This is a genomic window from Streptomyces sp. NPDC005898 (assembly GCF_040629635.1).
Lineage (GTDB): Bacteria > Actinomycetota > Actinomycetes > Streptomycetales > Streptomycetaceae > Streptomyces.
On sequence record NZ_JBEXWC010000001.1, the window covers coordinates 153848 to 171648 of the forward strand.

Genomic DNA, 17801 nt, shown 5'->3' on the forward strand with positions numbered 1-17801 from the left:
ACACACGACAAGCCCGCAAGCTAGCGGGTCGGACCAATCCGTGACAAGGGCCGGACGCCAAAGGGGAGTTGAGGGTTCAGGAGCTCAAATGTCCTGCGAGCCACCGGAGTTGGACTTGCTGCTGGTAGGGGCCGCCGCCCTCGTGGTCGTTGAAGCCGTAGACCTCCATCGAACGCTCGCTGCCCGCATAGGCGTTGTGGGCGGCGAACACCGTGGAGGGCGGGCACGTCTGGTCCTCCAGGGCGGTGGAGAACAGGGCGGGCGCCCGTCCGCGCGCGGCGAAGTGCACGCCGTCGAAGTAGGAGAGGGTCCGCAGGACGCGCTCCTCCCCGCCCCGACGGGCCTTCAGGTACTGGCCGATCTCCCGGTAGGGCATCCGGTCGGTGAGCGTCGTCGCCCTCGGGAAGTCGCACAGGAACGGCACGTCGGAGGCGATGGCGGCCAGGTCGGGCACGAGACCGCCGACCGCGAGGGCGAGGCCGCCGCCCTGGCTGACGCCGAGTGCGGCGACCCGCGAGGCGTCCACGAGCGGATGGGCGCGCACCGCCTCGACGGCGCGCACCGCGTCGACGTACAGACGCCGGTAGTAGTACTCGTGCGGGTCCTCGATGCCGCGCGTCATGTACCCGGGGTGGGCGGGCCCGCTGCCCACCGGATCCGGCGTGTCGCCCTGCGCCCAGCCTGCGCTGCCCTGGCCCCGGGTGTCCATGACGAAGTGCGCGTAGCCGGCCGCGGCCCACAGCAGGTGCATGTGCGGCAGGCCGCGTCCGCCGCCGTATCCGATGTACTCCACGACGGCGGGCAGCGGCTCATCGGCGTCGGCCGGCAGGACCAGCCAGCCCTTCACGGGGTGCCCGCCGAATCCGGCGTACGTGACATCGAGGACCCGCACGCCCTTCAACGGCAGCTCCACCGCGTCGAACCGTACGTCGAGATCGTGCTGGCGGGCCTCCAGCAGCGTCTTCTCCCAGAAGGCGTCGAAGCCCTCGGGCTCGGGCAACTCCGGTCGGTAACGGCGCAGTTCGTCGAGGGGCAGGTCGAACTGGGGCACGGGCGGCTCCTCCTCAGGACAAGGTGTCGGAGCCTCACGCTATGCCAGTCGTACGGTGTCGTGCAGTGGCCAATCACTGCCGCACGCGAAGGGGCGGGGCACGGTGGCCCCGCCCCTGGACACGCGGAGGTGTCAGGACAGCGGCCCCGGCTGGGGCTGGGGCTCGGGCACCGGGTCGGGGCCGGGCGGCTTGGGGACCGGCGAGGGCGAGGGCTGCGGGGTGGGCCGCGGCTCGGGGTGCGGGACGGGGTCCGGGTCCGGGAAGGGCCTCTCCGGTTCGGGGAGCGGTCCCGGCGGAACGGGGTCAGGGAACGGATGGGTCATGTGCGATCCTCCAGCCAGTGGTTCGTCGGCTTCTCCCCCGCCTACCCGGGTCCCCCGGCCCCAAGCCTGACATCATTCGGCCCCAGGCGCCCCAGTGGCATCGCCCCACGGTGCCACGGCGCGGACGAACGGGTGACTCCACGACTACCGCGCCACGCCGCTCCGCCCTGGAACCCACCCGCCCCACCCGTATCGACCCCGGCGTTTCAGCCAGTCCCCGCCTCCGCGTCAGGCCCGTGCCGACGGTGTTCGGGGGGTGAGGGGCCCGGGGGCGCAAGGGCCGAGGTACGTCCGGAATCGAGCGCGTTCGATTCGGTGGGGGCGTCGTTGGTCCGGGCAGCGCCGAGCCGTCCCGGTCGGTGCCGTCCTTCAGGAGGGATACGGATGACTGTGACCGACACGTCGAACGCCAACGCCGAGATGCCACCCCCGCCACCGCCCGCCGTCATCACCTTCGAGGGCAAGGCGGGCCAGAACCCCCTGGCCGACGCCGGTTTCGGCGCCCTGTGCCGGCGTCTTCCGTCCGTCCTCGGCCACACCGCGCGCATGGCGTGGGCCGTCGACCGGCCGAGCGTCGTACTGCTCCTGGTGTGCCAGGCCCTGACCGGCGTCGCGGCCGCCGTCGTCCTCACGTTCACCGCCGGGGCGATGACGCACGTCCTGGGGACCGGCACGGTGTCCGAACGCCTGCACGCCGCCCTGCCCGCCCTGATCGTCGTGGCTGTCGCCTCGGGCGTCGGCCGCACCAGTGGCGCCCTGGCCTCCTACGCCGACGGCCGGATCACTCCCCTGCTGACGACGGAGGCCGACGTCGCCCTCGTCGCGGCCGTGTGCCGGGTGGAGTCCTCCGCTTACGGCGAGGACGGGTTCGCCGACCGGCAGGAGGCCGCCGAGGTCGGCGTCACCCGGACCCGGCTGATGGTCCAGGACGCCCAGCGGTTCATGTCCGCGCTGATCCGCATGGTTGCCGCGGGCGGGGTGATCACGGCGCTGCACCCCCTGATGCTGCCCCTGCTCCTGCTGGCCGTGCTCCCCGCCGGCGCCGGGGCCGTGCTGTCCGCCCGCGTCGACTACGAGACCCACTACCTCAACGTGGGCGACCGCAACGTCCGCTCCATGATGCGCTGGTGGGCCACCTACTCCCGCTTCGGCGACGAGGTCCGCGCGAACGGCATGACCGGCTACCTCCTGTACTGGTACGGCGCCCTGTCCGACCGGATCGACCGCCGCACCCTGACCGCGGCGCCCCGCATGCTGCGCATCGTCCTCGCCACCAGCGCCCTCGGCGGGCTCTTCCTGCTGGCCACCTGGGCCACCCTCGCGTGGCTGGCCGCGACCGGCAAGGTGGCCCTGCCCGTCGCCGCGACGGCCGTCGTCGCCGTCCAGACGACCCTGGCCGCGCTCTCCCAGTTCGTCATCCACGGCGCCGCCATGTTCCACACCTCGCTGTATCTGGCGGACATGCGGTCCTTCCTCGACATGGCGGGCGAGCGCGCCCCCCAGCGCGGGGACGCCACCATCCCCGAGCGCGTGGACGAGATCCGGCTCGACGAGGTCGTCTATCGCTACCCCGGCAAGGAGGAACCGGCCGTCGCCGGCGTCTCGCTCACCCTGCGCCGCGGCGAGATCCTGGCCGTCGTCGGGGAGAACGGCTCGGGCAAGTCGACGCTGGCCAAACTGATCACCGGCATCCTCCTCGCCGACAAGGGCCGCGTCCTGTGGGACGGTATCGACCTCGCCGAGGCCCAGCCGGACGCCGTGTGGAAGCGCACCGCGCTCGTCCCGCAGAACTTCGCGTGCTGGCCGCTGCGCGCCCGCGAGAACATCACCCTCGGCCAGCCGAAGACGTACGACGACGGGCCCGTGTGGGAGGTGATCGACGCCGTCGGCATGCGGGAGGCGATCGAGAAGCTGCCCAAGCAGCTCGACACCCTACTCGCCAAGGAGCTGTGGGGCGGCGCCGAGCTGTCCGGCGGGCAATGGCAGCGCCTCGTCTGCGGCCGGGCGCTGTACCGGCGGACGCCGCTGCTCATCCTGGACGAGCCGACCTCGCAGATGGACGCCCGCGGAGAGCACGCCATCTTCCTGGAGATCAAGCGCATCGCCGCCGAACGCATGACGATCGTGGTCACCCACCAGCTGGAGAACACCCGCCTCGCCGACCGCGTCCTCGTCATGGACCAGGGCCGCGTCATCGAGGACGGCGACTACGAGAGCTTGGTGGGCGCCGGAGGCCTGTTCGCCGAACTCGTCGCCTTGGCCAAGGACCGCTGACGTCCCGGCCGGCCCGGCGGGACGTCCCTCGATTCCCACCGGCCGGTGGTACGGACGTAGGCGTGGATCACGGAGAGCATCGCCAGGACGAGGAGGGGCCCGGCCACCCACGGGTGGCGGGCCATGTCCGTCGGCAGCCAGCGGTAGGAGAGCAGGAGCGCGGCGAAGACGACCGTGCCGTGGGCGACCAGCCGCAGCCCCGACCGGTCCCAGCCGCGGTCGAACGTGCGCAGCGCCGCCTCGATCGTGAGCGCGAACACCACGCCCGCGATGAGGTCCACCCCGTAGTGGTAGCCGAAGCCCAGCGTGGCGCTGAGCGTGGCGATCAGCCAGAACGTGCCCGCGTGGCGCAGCAGCCTCGGCCCCTTGCGGGAGTGGATGAAGATCGCCGTCGCCCACGCCGTGTGCAGGCTGGGCACGCAGTTGCGGGGGGTGAGTCCGTCGTAGAGGACCGGGTGCGGGGAAGTGAACGGCGGCGGTGTGTTCGGCCACAGGTCGGCCACCGCCCACTGCACGCCGCCGGTGCCGGAGGTGCCCGGGCCGTAGGCGAAGATCGGTCCGACCACCGGGAAGATCATGTAGATGGCGGGGCCGACGAGCCCGATGACCAGGAAGGTGCGGACGAGGTGGTGCCTCGGGAACCGGCGCTCGACGGCCACATCGCGCAGCTGGTGGAAGGCGACGACGATCGCGGCCACCGCGAGTTGGGCGTAGACCAGGTCGAGGATGTGGGTGGGGACGGGACCGGAGGCCCTCAAGAGCCGGCCGGCCAGCCAGGAGGGGTTGCCGAGCGCGTGATCGGCGGCGGCCACGTAAGGGTCGAGCACCGTCGGGCGGGTCTTCGCCGTGATGAGCAGCCAGGTGTCGCCGGTCTTGCGGCCGGCCACCAGGAGGAGGCCGAGACCGACGCCCTTCAGCAGCAGGGCGCGTTCGCCTCCGGTGCGGCGCGTGAGGGCGATGACGGCGCAGCCGAGCATCACCCACAGCGCGCCGTTGCCGAAGAACTGGTCCTCGGGTGTCTCGGCGCCGGCCGCCCAGCGCACCAGGATGAAGACGGCGTCGATGCCGATCGCGGCACCGGCCGCGATGAACCGCTCCCGCCAGGTGAGCACCACCATCATCAGGATCAGGCCGCCGTACAGCGGTCCCGGCTTGGGCGGGAGCACCACCTCGCGCACCTGGTTGGTGAGCGGCCCCGGCTCGCCGCCGTAGTGGCGCGCGGCGATCTCCAGCGCGACGAGGAACCCGAGGGCCACCGCGCCTGCCGCGGCCCACAGGACCACCCGTGGCTGACGGCACGCGGCGAGGAGGGCTCTGCGGTCTATTCGGGGCAACACGGTACGGCTTCCTGGCGGTGGCGTGGAGGGCGATGAGGGTGCTCATCAGCACCGATCATGCCACCGGCCCCGTGCGGCGATTCGGGCGGCTTCGCACCGATCGCGCCGGGGCGGGAATCGGGCGGGCCGGCGCCCCCGGTGGGCCGGCCTCGGTCAGGGCGGCGCCTCCCAGCCGGGACGCCATCGCAGGACGCCGTGAGGCCCCCGCTGCAAGGGCATCGGGGGCCTCATGTGACGGGCGGGCCGTCAGGCGGCGGTCGCCGCTTCCGTCTCGAAGGCGCGCAGCAGATCCGCGGCGACGCTCACGGCGATGGTCGCCGGCTCCTTGCCGGTGATGTCGGCGATCCCGATCGGGGTCTTGATCCGGTCGATGGTGGCGTCGTCGTGCCCGCCCTCGGTGGCGAGGCGCTTGCGGAACCGCACCCACTTGGCCGCCGACCCGATCAGCCCGATGGAGCCGAGGTGATCCGTGCGCAGGGCCGCGTCGCACAGAGCGGCGTCCTCGGCGTGGTCGTGGGTCATGATCAGGACGTGGGTGCCGCGCGGCAGCCGCTCCAGCACCTCCTCGGGCAGCAGCGGCGTGTGGTGCGTGTGCACCTGCGCCACCGCGTCCGCCAGGACGTCGAGCCGTTCCTCGCCGAGCATGTCGGAACGGGAGTCGATCAGGTGCAGGTCGAGGTCCTGGCGGGCGAGGATGCGCGCCAGTTCCAGGCCGACGTGCCCGACCCCGAAGATCGCCACGGCCCGCACCACCGGGAGCGGTTCGAGCAGCACCGAGACCGTGCCGCCGCAGCACTGCACACCGTGCTGGTTGGTGACCTTGTCGTTCAGGGCGAAGTCGATCAGCTCCGGCTCCCGCACGGACGCGGCGATCATCTCCCGGGCCCGGTCGATGGCGACGGCCTCGACGTTGCCTCCCCCGATCGAGCCCCAGGTCCGGGTGTGCCCCACGACGAGTTTGGCGCCGGCGTCGCGCGGGGCGTGGCCGCGCACGGTCGCGACGGTCACGAGCACGCCGGACTCGCGGCGTGCCCGCAACCGCGCGACCGCGGCGACCCAGGTCATGTCAGGCACCGCTCAGCGCTTCCGCGTCGGCACGGACATCCGCCACGACCCGGTCGTCCCCGGCCCGCCCGATGCCGTCCACGCCCTCGGCGCCGACCTGCTCCGCCAGGCGGGCCCCGCCCTGACGCGCCTCCTGGATCGCCCAGTACACCGCCTCCGGCGTCGCGGGTGAGGCCAGCTCGACGCCGACGCCGCTCGGCCCGAACGCGGCGGCGGCCTGCCGCAGCGCCTCGCGCACCGAGAACGCCAGCATCAGCGGCGGCTCACCGACCGCCTTGGAGCCGTAGACCGCGCCCTCCTCGGTGGCGTTCTCCAGCAGCCTGACGTTGAACTCCTCGGGCATCTCCGAGAAGCTCGGCAGCTTGTACGTGCTGGCCGCCTGGGTCTGGAGCCGGCCGCGGTTGGGGCCGTCACCGGTGTCCCAGCGCAGGTCCTCCAGCGTCAGCCAGCCCGCGCCCTGCACGAACCCGCCCTCGACCTGACCGATGTCGATCAGCGGGGAGAGGCTGTCGCCGACGTCGTGCACGATGTCCACGCGCCGGATGCGGTACGCGCCGGTGAAGCCGTCCACCTCCACCTCGGTCGCGGCGGCGCCGAGGGCGAAGTACTTGAACGGCGAGCCCCGGAACGTCGTGACATCCCAGTGCAGGCCCTCGGTGCGGTAGAAGCCCGCCGCCGAGAGCTGGACCCGCTGGATGTACGCGGTGCGCACCAGGTCGTCCCAGGCCAGCTCCTTGTCGCTGCCGAGGCTGCGGGCGATGCCCTCGACGATGCGTACGTCCGAGGCGTTCGCGCCCAGCTGGGAGCCGGCGACCTGGAGCAGCCTGTCGCGCAGCTGCTCGCAGGCGTTCTTGATCGCGCCGCCGTTCAGGTCGGCGCCGGAACTGGCCGCGGTGGCCGAGGTGTTGGGCACCTTGTCGGTCCGCGTCGGGGCGAGCCGGACCTTGTGCAGCGGGATGCCCAGCGTGGTCGCGGCGACCTGCATCATCTTGGTGTGCAGGCCCTGGCCCATCTCGGTGCCGCCGTGGTTGATCAGGACCGAGCCGTCCTTGTAGATCAGCACCAGCGCGCCGCCCTGGTTGAAGGCGGTGAGGTTGAAGGAGATGCCGAACTTGATGCCGGTGACGGCGAGCGCCCGCTTGGTGTGCGGGTGCGCGGCGTTGAAGGCGGCGATCTCGCGCTTGCGTGCGGCGACGCCGCCGTCCTCCTGCACCTGCCGCCAGACGGTGGAGATCCGTTCGGCCTGCGTGACCGGCTGGCCGTACGGCGTGGTCTGGCCCTGGCCCGGCCGGTAGAAGTTGCGCTCGCGCAGCTCCATGGGGTCAAGGCCCAGCCTTGGTGCGACGCGGCCGAGGATGTCCTCGATCACCAGCATGCCCTGGGGGCCGCCGAAGCCGCGGAAGGCGGTGTTGGAGACCGTGTTGGTCTTGGCGATGCGGCCGGCGACGCGGGCGTTGGGGATCCAGTACGTGTTGTCGATGTGGCACAGCGCGCGGGCGAGGACGGGCTCGGACAGGTCCAGGCTCCAGCCGCCGTCCGCGGTCAGGGTGGCGTCCAGGGCCTGGATGCGGCCCTCGGCGTCGAAGCCGATCTTCCAGGTGGAGTGGAAGCCGTGCCGCTTGCCGGACATCGTCAGGTCCTGGGTGCGGTTGAGCCGGAACCGCACCGGGCGGCCGGTCAGCTTGGCGCCGAGCGCGGCGACGGCCGCGAAGCCGTGCGGCTGCATCTCCTTGCCGCCGAAGCCGCCGCCCATCCGCAGACACTGCACGGTCACCTCGTGCGAGGGCACGCCGAGCACGTGCGAGACGATCTCCTGCGTCTCGGAGGGGTGCTGGGTGCTGCTCTGGATGAACAGCTGCCCGTTCTCGTCGACCTGGGCGAGCGCGGCGTGCGTCTCCAGGTAGAAGTGCTCCTGCCCGGCGAACTGGAACTCGCCGGTGAACACGTGCGCGGACTCGGCGAAGCCCGCGTCGATGTCGCCGGTCTCCATCAGGGGCGTGGCCCCGTGGAAGCTGCCGGCCGCGATGGCCTCCTGGAGCGTGACCAGGGAGGGCAGCTCCTCCAGCTCCACCTCGACGGCCGCCGCGCCGAGCCGGGCCGCCTCCAGGCTCTCGCCGAGCACCCAGGCGACGGCGTGGCCGTGGAACATGACCTCGTCGGGGAAGAGCGGTTCGTCGTGCTTCATGCCGGCGTCGTTGACGCCGGGCACGTCGGCGCCGGTGAGGACGCGGACCACGCCGGGCACGGCCAGCGCGGGCTCGGTGCGCAGCGCGGTGATGCGGCCGCGGGCCTTCATGACCTGCACCGGGTAGGCGTGCAGGACGTCCTTGGTGCGCTGGACCAGGTCGTCGGTGTACAGCGCGGTGCCGGTGACGTGCTGGAAGGCGCTTTCGTGCGGCAGGGCGACGCCGACCAGGGGCTTCTCGGGACGTTCGGACAAATGGCTCATGACTTCGCCGCCTCGGGGGTCTGTGCGTGCAGCTTCAGCAGGCTCTGGCCGAGCATCGCGGAACGGTAGAGGGAGCTGGCGCGGTGGTCGTCCATCGGCGTTCCCTCGCCCCGCAGTACGCGCGCGGCGGCCTCGACGGTCGACGGCGACCACGGCTCGCCCTCCAGGGCCGCCTCGGTGGCGAGCGCGCGGATCGGGGTGGCGGCCACGCCGCCCAGGCCGATGCGGGCCTTGCGGACGACGCCGTCCTCGATGTCGAGCGCGAAGGCGACCGCCACGCTGGAGATGTCGTCGAAGCGCCGCTTGGCGATCTTGTGGAAGGCCGTGACGGGTGCCAGCGGCCGGGGGACGCGCACCGCGCGGATCAGCTCGCCGGGGCGGCGCACGCTCTGCCGGTAGCCGGTGAAGTAGTCCGCCAGCGGCACCTCGCGCTCGCCGTCGGCGTCGGTGAGGACCACCGACGCCTCCAGCGCGAGCAGCACCGGCGGGCTGTCGCCGATGGGCGAGCCGGTGCCGAGGTTGCCGCCGAGGGTCGCTCCGTTGCGGATGAGGCGGGAGGCGAACTGCGGGAACAGGTCGGCGAGGAGCGGGACTTCGCCGTCCAGGCGGCGCTCGATCTCGGTGAGCGTGAGCGCCGCGCCGATCTCGATGGAGTCGGCCTCGACGCGCAGCTCCCGCATCTCGGGCAGCCGGTCGATCGCGATCACGCAATGCGCGCGCCGGGCGCGGATGTTGACCTCGACGCCCCAGTCGGTGGAGCCGGCGACGACGACCGCGTCCGGCCGTTCGCGCAGCAGCTCCAGTGTCTCGGCCAGGGTGTCGCGCCGCAGGAAGGTGCTGTCGTCGCGGGTGTACTCGGTGGCGACCGGGGCGGGCGGCGCCTGCTCGCGGCGCTGGGCCAGCGGGTCCTCGTCGGTGGGCTCACCGACGGCGAACGCGGCGTCGCGGATGGGGCGGTAGCCGGTGCAGCGGCACAGGTTTCCGCTCAGCGCGTGCAGGTCGAAGCCGTTCGGGCCGTGCTCGGCGTCGGCGCCGTCGAGCGCGCCGTCGGCCGGTTCCGGGTGGGCGCAGCGGTCGGGCCGGTAGTACTCGGAGGCCATGCTGCAGATGAATCCCGGGGTGCAGTAGCCGCACTGGGAGCCGCCGCGGGCCGCCATCTCCGCCTGCACCGGGTGCAGGGCCGAGAAGGCGCCGGGGGCGCCGCCGGTGGCGAGGCCCTCGGCGGTGACGACCTCCTGGCCGTCGAGCGCGGCGGCCGGGATCAGGCAGGCGTTGACCGCCACCCAGTCGGTGGGCTTGTTCACCCCGGGGCGGGCCACGAGGACCGAACAGGCGCCGCACTCGCCCTCGGCGCAGCCCTCCTTGGTGCCGGTGAGGCCGCGCTCGCGCAGGAAGTCCAGCGCCGTGGTGTGCGGCGCGGCCGGTGAGATCGGTGCTTCTGTCCCGTTGACCGTGATCCGCGCCTCTACCATGACAGGCCACCCATTCGGTGCGTGATCGGTCGGTTCATGATGTTCGCCAATTTTCAGGCAGCTTTCTGTGTTCAGACGCGCCACGCGAAAGGGGTGGGCGCCGGGCGGCACGGCCGGGAGCGGCGTGCCGGAAAGGGCGTGACGGGAGGAACCGGGGATGCGCCGCGAAGGGGCTGCATCAGGCCCTGGACTGCATCAGGACTGCATCAGGTGGGACGTGCCGCGGAAGGGCACGTCAGGACGGCGCGTTCAGCAGCCGTGCGCGATCCGACCCGGGACCCAGGCGGTGCACTGGGCGAGGCGACCGAGATCAGAGCTGGTGTACATCCGTCGATCGCCTCCTTCGGGTGTCATGGGTCGACGTTGACCGCAACGTACTGGCCACGGGCGCGCAGGTCAACGGGTTGACAAATCTCACGATACTCTCTGCGCGCCCGGATCGCCCCAGGGGCGGACCACCTCTGTGGACCCGTGTGAGCAGGTCAAAGGCCTGTGACTCCGCGCACCGCGGGACGCGCGTACGGCCGAGGGCGATGAGCCGGGCGGTGACCCGAACGCCTCGCTGCTGTTGGCAGGGCCGCGCCGGTGTGGGTTTGCTGGCCGTCCGGGCGCGCGTGGCGTCGTGACCGGTTTCGCATGACGCCGACGGCGCGGGGAACCCGCGTGCCACAACCGCTGCAACCCCCACCCACTGCTACCCCACCAGCTGCCGCGAGGAGAGAGCCATGCGCGCACTGACGTGGCACGGAAGGCGCGACGTACGGGTCGAGACCGTGCCGGACCCCGTGCTGAAGGAACCGACCGACATCATCGTCCGCGTGACGTCTACGGGCATCTGCGGTTCGGATCTGCATTTGTACGAGGTGATGGGTCCCTACCTCGACGCCGGTGACATCCTGGGCCACGAGCCCATGGGGATCGTCGAGGAGATCGGCTCGGCCGTGACCGAGGTCGCGGTCGGTGACCGGGTCGTCGTGCCGTTCAACGTCTCGTGCGGCGACTGCTTCATGTGCAATGCCGGACTGCACTCGCAGTGCGAGACGACGCAGAACCGCGACCAGGGCACGGGCGCCTCGCTGTTCGGCTACACCAAGCTGTACGGACAGGTGCCCGGCGGGCAGGCGGAGCTGTTGCGCGTGCCCTTCGGCAACACCCTCCCCATCAAGGTCCCCGAGGGTCCGCCCGACGACCGGTTCGTCTACCTCTCCGACGTGCTGCCCACCGCGTGGCAGGCCGTGGAGTACGCCGCCATCCCGCCCGAAGGCACCGTGACCGTGCTCGGTCTCGGTCCGATCGGCGCGATGGCCGCCCGGGTCGCCCTGCACCGCGGGGCGAGTCTGGTGGTGGGCGTCGATCTGGTCCCCGAGCGGCTGAGCCGGGCCTCTCGGGACGGCGTCAAGGCGCTGGACCTGCGCCGTCACGGCAAGGACATCGGCGAGGCGGTGCGCGAGCTGACCAAGGGCCGCGGCACGGACGCCGTCATCGACGCCGTCGGCATGGAGGCCCACGGCGCGCCGCTGGTCAAGGCGGCGCAGTGGGGCGTGGGCATGCTGCCCGACGCGGTCGGCGCCAAGGTGATGGCGAAGGCGGGCGTCGACCGCCTGGGCGCGCTGTACGCGGCGATCGACATCGTCCGCCGCGGCGGCACGATCTCCCTGTCCGGCGTGTACGGCGGGGCGGCCGACCCGCTGCCGCTCCTGACGATGTTCGACAAGCAGCTCCAGCTGCGCATGGGTCAGGCCAACGTCAAGCGCTGGGTCGACGACATCCTTCCGCTGCTGAGCGACGACGACCCGCTCGGCGTCGACGGCTTCGCCACGCACCACCTCTCCCTGGAGGAGGGCCCGAAGGCGTACGCGACCTTCCAGGCGAAGGAAGACAGCATGATCAAGACCCTGCTGCGGCCGTGACCGGGCCGACCAAGGAGTCCGAAGTCCGCCCGTCCTCCGCGCGTCCCCGCCGGGGGGCCGACGACCTCAGCGGGCGGTCGGCCGTCGTGACGGGCGGATCGCGCGGCCTCGGCCTGCTCCTGGCGGACCGGCTGGCCGCCCGGGGCTGCGCCGTCACGCTCGCCGCGCGTGACGGCGGGGAACTGGGCCGGGCCCGCGCCAAGCTGCTCCACCGGCGCCCCGGGGCGCGGGTGCGTACGGCGGTCTGTGACGTACGCGAGCGGGCCGAGGTACGCGAGCTGTTCGCGGACACCGGCAAGGCTTTCGGCGGCGTGGACCTGGTGATCGCGAACGCCGGCATCATCCAGGTCGCCCCGCTGGAGTCGCTGCGGGCGGAGGACTTCGAGGACGCGATGCGCTCGATGTTCCACGGAGCCCTGCACACGTCGCTGGAGGCCCTCCCCCATCTCAGGGACAGCCCCGGCGGCGGACGCCTCGCGCTGATCTCCTCCGTCGGCGGGCTGCTCGGCGTGCCGCACCTGCTGCCCTACGCGTGCGCCAAGTCTGCGATCGGCACCCTCGCGGAGGGGCTGCGGGCGGAGACGGCGGGACGCGGGGTGAGCGTGACGGCCGTGTACCCCGGTCTGATGCGCACCGGCTCCCATCTGCGCGCCCGGTTCGACGGTGAGCAGCGCGCGGAGTACGGGTGGTTCTCGACGCTGGCGGGCACTCCGCTGGTGTCCATGAGCGCGCCCCGTGCCGCCGAGCGGATCGTGCGGGCCACCGTGCGGCGCCGGGCGCGCCTCGTGCTCACCCCGGCGGCGCGCGCCGCCGACCTGGCGCACGGGATCGCCCCGGCGACGACCACGCGGCTGAGCGGTGTCGCCGCGCGTCTGTTGCCCGCCGCGCCCGTCCACCGTCGCGGGCAGCGCGAGGGCGAGGACATCGACCCGCCCGAAGGACCGGTCTCCCGCGCCGTCCAGCGCCTCGGAAGCGCGCTGAACGAACGTGCCGCCGACGCCTACAACGAACGGGACGGGGGCACACGCGGGGGGTGAGCCCGGCGTACGGGCACAAGGGGGGCCGGAACCGGGCGATGCGCCCGAAAGAAGGTCATCGGGGCGGCGACCGCCTCCGATGGCCACGAGAAAGTGAGGTCAACCATGCCGGCTGGATCCAGCAACAAGCGTGAGCGTCAGTACGAGCACATCAAGGAGAGCGCCGAGGAGCGCGGCGCGTCCAAGAGCCGGGCCAAGGAGATCGCGGCCCGCACGGTCAACAAGGAGCGGGCCCGCTCCGGTGAGGCCAAGACCGCGAGCAGGACGTCGGTGAAGGACCCGAAGTCCGCCTCGCAGCGCGGCGGGGAGCGGTCGCACAGCGGCGCTCAGAGTCCCACCAAGGACCAGCTCTACGAAGAGGCCAAGAAGAAGAACATCGACGGCCGTTCCTCGATGAACAAGCAGGAGCTGAAGAAGGCGCTCGGACGCTGAGAAGCGCGGCGCGGGCGCCGAGCGGGCGCTGAGCGACGGTGGGCCCACAGGATGCTGTGGGCCCACCGCTGCTCGCGGCACGCCTCGGTGCGCGGGGTCGCCGGCCCCTACCGGATCGGACCGGATGCTTGTGTGGTCGTCGCGCGGGCACTCAGCAGTGGCCGCCGTCCAGCGAATGGGAGATTGCCGATGCGTGCCGTGACCGTCCGCCCCTCGACCGCCGATTCCCTGGAGGTGCGCGACATGCCCGAGCCGGTGCCCGGCGAGGGCGAGCTGCTGGTGGATGGCCTCGCGGCCGGGGTCTGCGGCACCGACAAGGAGATCGTCGCCGGGGAGTACGGTGCGGCGCCGCCCGGCGAGGACCGGCTGATCCTCGGCCACGAGTCGCTGGGGCGGGTGCGCGAGGCACCGGCGGGCAGTGGGTTCACGGCCGGTGACCTGGTGGTCGGGGTGGTGCGCCGCCCGGACCCGCAGCCCTGCGGCGCCTGTGCGCGCGGCGAATTCGACATGTGCCGCAACGGCCGCTACACCGAGCGCGGCATCAAGGAGCGGCACGGCTACGCCAGTCGGTCCTGGACCGTGGAGTGCGACTACGCCGTCAGGCTCGACCCCGGTCTGGAGACGGTCGGGGTGCTGCTGGAACCGACCACCGTGGTGGCCAAGGCGTGGGAGCAGGTGGAGCGGGTCGGCGGCCGGTCCTGGTTCCAGCCGCGGCGGGCGCTGGTCACCGGCGCGGGGCCGATCGGTCTGCTGGCCGCGCTGCTCGGCGTGCAGCGCGGACTGGACGTCCACGTGCTCGACCAGGTCACCGAGGGGCCGAAGCCGGAGCTGGTCGCCGACCTCGGCGCGACGTACCACAGCGAGGACATCGGGCGGGTGACCGACGCGATCCGTCCCGACGTGGTGATCGAGGCGACCGGGGTGGGTTCGCTGGTCTTCGAGGCGATGGCGGGCACGGCGACGTACGGCGTGGTGTGTCTGACCGGCGTCTCCCCCACCGGGCGGCGGCTGTCGGTGGACGCCGGATCGCTCAACCGCGACCTGGTGCTGGAGAACGACGTGGTCGTGGGCTCGGTCAACGCCAACCTCCGCCACTACCACCAGGGGGCCAAGGCCCTGGCCAAGGCGGACCGCGGCTGGCTGGAACGGATGATCACCCGGCGCGTGCCCCTGGAGCGCGCCGCCGAGGCGTTCACCCCCCAGGACGACGACATCAAGGTCGTCCTCACCCTCGACTGACCCCTCAGCTGAGGACGGCGTGCCCCGCGGCCCCGCTCCCGACCGGCGTGCGGGTGCTGTGGGCGAGACGGGCCGTGCGGGTGGCGACGTCGACCGTGTACGCGTCGACGGTCATCGCCCGCTCGGACACCTTCAGCACCATGAAGCCGTGGTCGGAGAAGTTCTGCCAGGCGGCGGGGTGGGTGAAGTGGGCCTTGCCGTCACCGGCCTTGCCCGCGGCTCCGCACACGATCTGCCGCGTGCCGCCGGTGCGGGTGGTGGGCTCCAGGATCTGCAGCGTGTGGTCGTGCCCGGACAGGATGAGGTCGGCGCGCCCGCACACCACCTCCTCGTACAGCTCCTTGAGGTGGATGCCGCTGGTGTAGTGGCCGATCACGAAGCCGTCGTACGAACCGGCGCTGCCGTGCTTGCCGTTGTTGAGGTACGGGTGGTGCCCGAGGACGATCTTCCAGCGCGCCCGGGACGCCTTGAGCGCGCCGTCCAGCCAGCTGCGCTGGGCCCGCATGTAGGGGCCGTTCCAGTGGTAGTGCGGGTCGGGCTGGGCGACGTAGGAGGAGACGGGGTTGGTGTCGAGGGCGAAGAACTCCACCAGCGGATCGCCCTCGCCCGCCGCGGGCAGCGCCACGTTGTAGTAGCGGCTCGGCATGTACCAGCGGGGCGAGCCCTTGGCGTAGGAGACCTCGCGGTCGCCGCGTGCGGGGTCGCCGCCGCTGCCGGGTATCAGTCCGGAGCAGTCGTGGTTGCCGAGGACCATCAGCCACGGCACGTCGAGGCCGGAGTTGGGGTCCTCGAACTTGGTGCGGAACTCCGTGTCGTGGTCGGACTCGGGGCCGTTCTCGTAGATGTTGTCGCCGAGACCGACCGCGAGGCCGATCCCTTCGGCGCGGCAGACCTCACGCGCCGCGGCGGCCACCGCGTACTGCGCCTCCTCGCCCGTTCCGGCGTCGCCGGTCAGGAGCACCGCGTACTCCCCCGAGCGGCCGGGACCGGTCGGCAGCGGGAACTTCCCGGTGCCCGCCGCGGCGGCGGCCCGCGTCCCGCCCGGCAGGGCCGCGAGCACCGCGGCGCCCGCCACCACCCCGCCGAGCACGGTGCGCCGCCGGAGCGCCCGCATCTCGCGGACCCGCTCCCCCACCGGCCCCTGGGCGAGCGCCGGGTCGGCCCCCAGCCACTGGTCCTCCGTCATGTCCGCGTTCGGCGGTATCAACTCGTCGTCGCACATGGGGGGTTTCTCTCACGGGAGAGCATGGGGAGGGTGGGGAATCGATGAACTCCTGGTGGACGTCCGGACACGAGCGGAGGTCAGCGCGCCGCCTCCACGACGCCCGCCCCCGCCGTCGGCTCGCCGCCCTTGGCGAACTGCGTGCGGTACAGCTCCGCGTAGCGCCCCTCCAGGGCCAGCAGTTCCTCGTGCGTGCCCCGTTCGACGACGCGGCCCGCCTCGACGACGAGGATGAGGTCGGCGGAGCGGACCGTGGACAGACGGTGGGCGATCACCACGGCGGTGCGCCCTTCGAGGGCCTCGGCGAGGGCCTCCTGGACGGCGGCCTCGGAGGTGTTGTCGAGGTGGGCCGTCGCCTCGTCGAGGATGACGACCCGCTGCCGGGCCAGCAGGAGCCGCGCGATGGTCATGCGCTGCCGTTCGCCGCCGGAGAGGCGGTAGCCGCGCTCGCCGACCACGGTGTCGAGCCCGTCCGGCAGGGAGCGCACGAGGTCCTCGAGACGGGAGCGGCGCAGCACGTCCCACAGCTCGTCCTCGCTCGCCCCGGGCCGGGCGAGCAGCAGATTGTCGCGCACCGACTCGTGGAAGAGGTGCCCGTCCTGGGTGACCATGCCGAGGGTGGCCCGCAGGGACTCGGCGGTCACCTCCCGTACGTCGACGCCGCCGATGCGCACCCTTCCCTCGTCCGTGTCGTACAGCCGCGGGAGCAGTTGCGCGATGGTCGACTTGCCCGCGCCGGAGGAGCCGACGAGGGCGACCGTCTGGCCGGGTTCGGCGCGGAACGACACTCCGTGCAGGACCTCGTCGCCGCCGCGGGTGTCGAGCGAGGCGACCTCTTCGAGGGAGGCGAGGGAGACCTTGTCGGCGGCGGGGTAGCCGAAGCGGACGTCGTCGAACTCGACGGAGACGGGGCCCTCGGGAACCGGCACGGCGTCCTTCTTCTCCGCGATGAGCGGCTTCAGGTCAAGGATCTCGAAGACCCTCTCGAAGCTGACGAGGGCGCTCATCACTTCGACGCGGGCGCCGGCCAGCGAGGTCAGCGGCGCGTAGAGCCGGGTGAGCAGCAGGGCGAGCGAGACGACGGCGCCGGCGTCGAGGGCGCCCTCCAGCGTGTAGTAGCCGCCGAGGCCGTAGACCAGGGCGAGCGCGAGCGCCGAAACGAGCGTGAGCGCGGTGATGAACGTGGACTGCGCCATCGCGGTGCGTACGCCGATGTCCCGCACCCGCCGGGCCCGCGCGGCGAACTCGGCGGACTCGTCGTCGGGCCTGCCGAAGAGCTTGATCAGGGTGGCGCCGGGCGCCGAGAAGCGCTCGGTCATCCGGGTGCCCATGGCGGCGTTGTGGTGGGCGGCCTCCCGCTGGAGGCCCGCCATCTTGGATCCCATGCGGCGGGCGGGCACGACGAACACCGGGAGCAGCAGCAGCGCCAGCAGAGTGATCTGCCACGAGAGAGTGAGCATGACGGCGAGCGTCAGCACCAGGGTGACGATGTTGCCGACGACTCCGGAGAGCGTGTTGCTGAAGGCCCGCTGCGCGCCGATGACGTCGTTGTTGAGGCGGCTGACCAGGGCGCCCGTGCGGGTGCGGGTGAAGAAGGCGACGGGCATGCGCTGGACGTGGTCGAAGACGGCGGTCCGCAGGTCCAGGATGAGTCCTTCGCCGAGGTTCGCCGACAGCCAGCGGCTCACCAGCCCGAGGCCCGCCTCCGCGAGCGCGATGGCCGCGATCAGCAGGGCGTACCGCACCACGGTCGAGGAGTCCGAGCCGCGGACGATGGCGTCGACCACCTTGCCCGCGAGGACGGGCGTCGCCACGGCCAGCAGCGCGGTGACGACGCTCAGCAGCACGAACTGCCAGATGCGCCTGCGGTGGGGCCGTGCGAAGGCGCCGATGCGGCGCAGCGTGGCACGGGCGAAGGGTCGGCGGTCCTGCTGCGCGTTCATCACGCTGTGCAGCTGGACCCAGGCGGTGGTTTCCATGCTCATGAAG

13 protein-coding genes are annotated in these 17801 nt (G+C 72.4%); 5 read left to right on the forward strand and 8 right to left on the reverse strand.

Annotated features, from left to right (window positions below):
• Nucleotides 1–76 precede the first annotated feature (76 nt).
• Together ABZ385_RS00490 and ABZ385_RS00495 are read right to left on the reverse strand one after the other, a co-directional pair.
• A complete protein-coding gene (locus ABZ385_RS00490; RefSeq protein ID WP_358908838.1) occupies nt 77–1051 on the reverse strand; it encodes an acetylxylan esterase in 975 nt (324 codons plus the stop codon).
• 132 nt (nt 1052–1183) lie between these two features.
• Entirely contained in the window at nt 1184–1375 is a 192-nt protein-coding gene (locus ABZ385_RS00495; RefSeq protein ID WP_358588256.1) for a hypothetical protein, read from the reverse strand.
• 384 nt (nt 1376–1759) lie between these two features.
• Between ABZ385_RS00495 and ABZ385_RS00500 the strand changes: the two genes are divergently transcribed.
• Nucleotides 1760–3649, forward strand: a complete 1890-nt coding sequence (locus tag ABZ385_RS00500; RefSeq protein ID WP_358908840.1) for an ATP-binding cassette domain-containing protein — start codon at nt 1760–1762, stop codon at nt 3647–3649.
• Here ABZ385_RS00500 and ABZ385_RS00505 read toward each other — a convergent pair.
• From ABZ385_RS00505 to ABZ385_RS00520, 4 genes are all read right to left on the reverse strand, one after another.
• Nucleotides 3583–4932 (reverse strand): phosphatase PAP2 family protein, encoded by a 1350-nt coding sequence (locus tag ABZ385_RS00505; protein WP_358909285.1) that lies wholly within the window; start codon nt 4930–4932, stop codon nt 3583–3585. The genes ABZ385_RS00500 and ABZ385_RS00505 overlap by 67 nt on opposite strands.
• Nucleotides 4933–5232: 300 nt before the next feature.
• On the reverse strand, nt 5233–6051 hold the full coding sequence (gene xdhC / locus ABZ385_RS00510; RefSeq protein WP_358588260.1) for a xanthine dehydrogenase accessory protein XdhC: 819 nt from the start codon (nt 6049–6051) through the stop codon (nt 5233–5235).
• A gap of 1 nt (nt 6052) precedes the next feature.
• Complete coding sequence (gene xdhB, locus ABZ385_RS00515) at nt 6053–8500, reverse strand: xanthine dehydrogenase molybdopterin binding subunit (protein WP_358588263.1); 2448 nt, start codon at nt 8498–8500, stop codon at nt 6053–6055.
• On the reverse strand, nt 8497–9972 hold the full coding sequence (locus tag ABZ385_RS00520; protein ID WP_358698840.1) for an FAD binding domain-containing protein: 1476 nt from the start codon (nt 9970–9972) through the stop codon (nt 8497–8499). Before ABZ385_RS00520 ends, xdhB begins: the two co-directional genes overlap by 4 nt.
• Before the next feature lie 725 nt (nt 9973–10697).
• Here ABZ385_RS00520 and ABZ385_RS00525 point away from each other — a divergent pair.
• The 4 genes from ABZ385_RS00525 (at nt 10698) to ABZ385_RS00540 (ending at nt 14590) form a co-directional block, all read left to right on the forward strand.
• Nucleotides 10698–11882: an alcohol dehydrogenase catalytic domain-containing protein gene (locus ABZ385_RS00525; RefSeq protein WP_358908841.1), complete on the forward strand. Its 1185-nt coding sequence runs from the start codon at nt 10698–10700 to the stop codon at nt 11880–11882.
• Between the two features lie 86 nt (nt 11883–11968).
• Nucleotides 11969–12919 (forward strand): SDR family oxidoreductase, encoded by a 951-nt coding sequence (locus ABZ385_RS00530; protein WP_358909287.1) that lies wholly within the window; start codon nt 11969–11971, stop codon nt 12917–12919.
• A gap of 105 nt (nt 12920–13024) precedes the next feature.
• A complete protein-coding gene (locus ABZ385_RS00535) occupies nt 13025–13351 on the forward strand; it encodes a plasmid stabilization protein (RefSeq protein WP_358908843.1) in 327 nt (108 codons plus the stop codon).
• A 189-nt stretch (nt 13352–13540) separates the two neighbouring features.
• Nucleotides 13541–14590: a glucose 1-dehydrogenase gene (locus ABZ385_RS00540; protein ID WP_358589859.1), complete on the forward strand. Its 1050-nt coding sequence runs from the start codon at nt 13541–13543 to the stop codon at nt 14588–14590.
• Nucleotides 14591–14594: 4 nt separating this feature from the next.
• Here the strand turns inward: ABZ385_RS00540 and ABZ385_RS00545 are convergent, their stop codons facing one another.
• Both ABZ385_RS00545 and ABZ385_RS00550 read right to left on the reverse strand, forming a co-directional pair.
• Nucleotides 14595–15812 (reverse strand): metallophosphoesterase, encoded by a 1218-nt coding sequence (locus ABZ385_RS00545; RefSeq protein ID WP_358908845.1) that lies wholly within the window; start codon nt 15810–15812, stop codon nt 14595–14597.
• Between the two features lie 80 nt (nt 15813–15892).
• Entirely contained in the window at nt 15893–17797 is a 1905-nt protein-coding gene (locus tag ABZ385_RS00550) for an ABC transporter ATP-binding protein (RefSeq protein WP_358908847.1), read from the reverse strand.
• Between the last annotated feature and the right edge of the window lie 4 nt (nt 17798–17801).

Excerpts from the sequence above, each read along its gene's own strand:
- ABZ385_RS00495 (WP_358588256.1), bottom strand. The coding sequence starts at position 1,375 with ATGACCCATCCGTTCCCTGACCCCGTTCCGCCGGGACCGCTCCCCGAA.
- ABZ385_RS00500 (WP_358908840.1), top strand. The coding sequence starts at position 1,760 with ATGACTGTGACCGACACGTCGAACGCCAACGCCGAGATGCCACCCCCG.
- xdhC (WP_358588260.1), bottom strand. The coding sequence starts at position 6,051 with ATGACCTGGGTCGCCGCGGTCGCGCGGTTGCGGGCACGCCGCGAGTCC.
- xdhB (WP_358588263.1), bottom strand. The coding sequence starts at position 8,500 with ATGAGCCATTTGTCCGAACGTCCCGAGAAGCCCCTGGTCGGCGTCGCC.
- ABZ385_RS00520 (WP_358698840.1), bottom strand. The coding sequence starts at position 9,972 with ATGGTAGAGGCGCGGATCACGGTCAACGGGACAGAAGCACCGATCTCA.
- ABZ385_RS00525 (WP_358908841.1), top strand. The coding sequence starts at position 10,698 with ATGCGCGCACTGACGTGGCACGGAAGGCGCGACGTACGGGTCGAGACC.
- ABZ385_RS00535 (WP_358908843.1), top strand. The coding sequence starts at position 13,025 with ATGCCGGCTGGATCCAGCAACAAGCGTGAGCGTCAGTACGAGCACATC.
- ABZ385_RS00540 (WP_358589859.1), top strand. The coding sequence starts at position 13,541 with ATGCGTGCCGTGACCGTCCGCCCCTCGACCGCCGATTCCCTGGAGGTG.
- ABZ385_RS00545 (WP_358908845.1), bottom strand. The coding sequence starts at position 15,812 with ATGTGCGACGACGAGTTGATACCGCCGAACGCGGACATGACGGAGGAC.
- ABZ385_RS00550 (WP_358908847.1), bottom strand. The coding sequence starts at position 17,797 with ATGAGCATGGAAACCACCGCCTGGGTCCAGCTGCACAGCGTGATGAAC.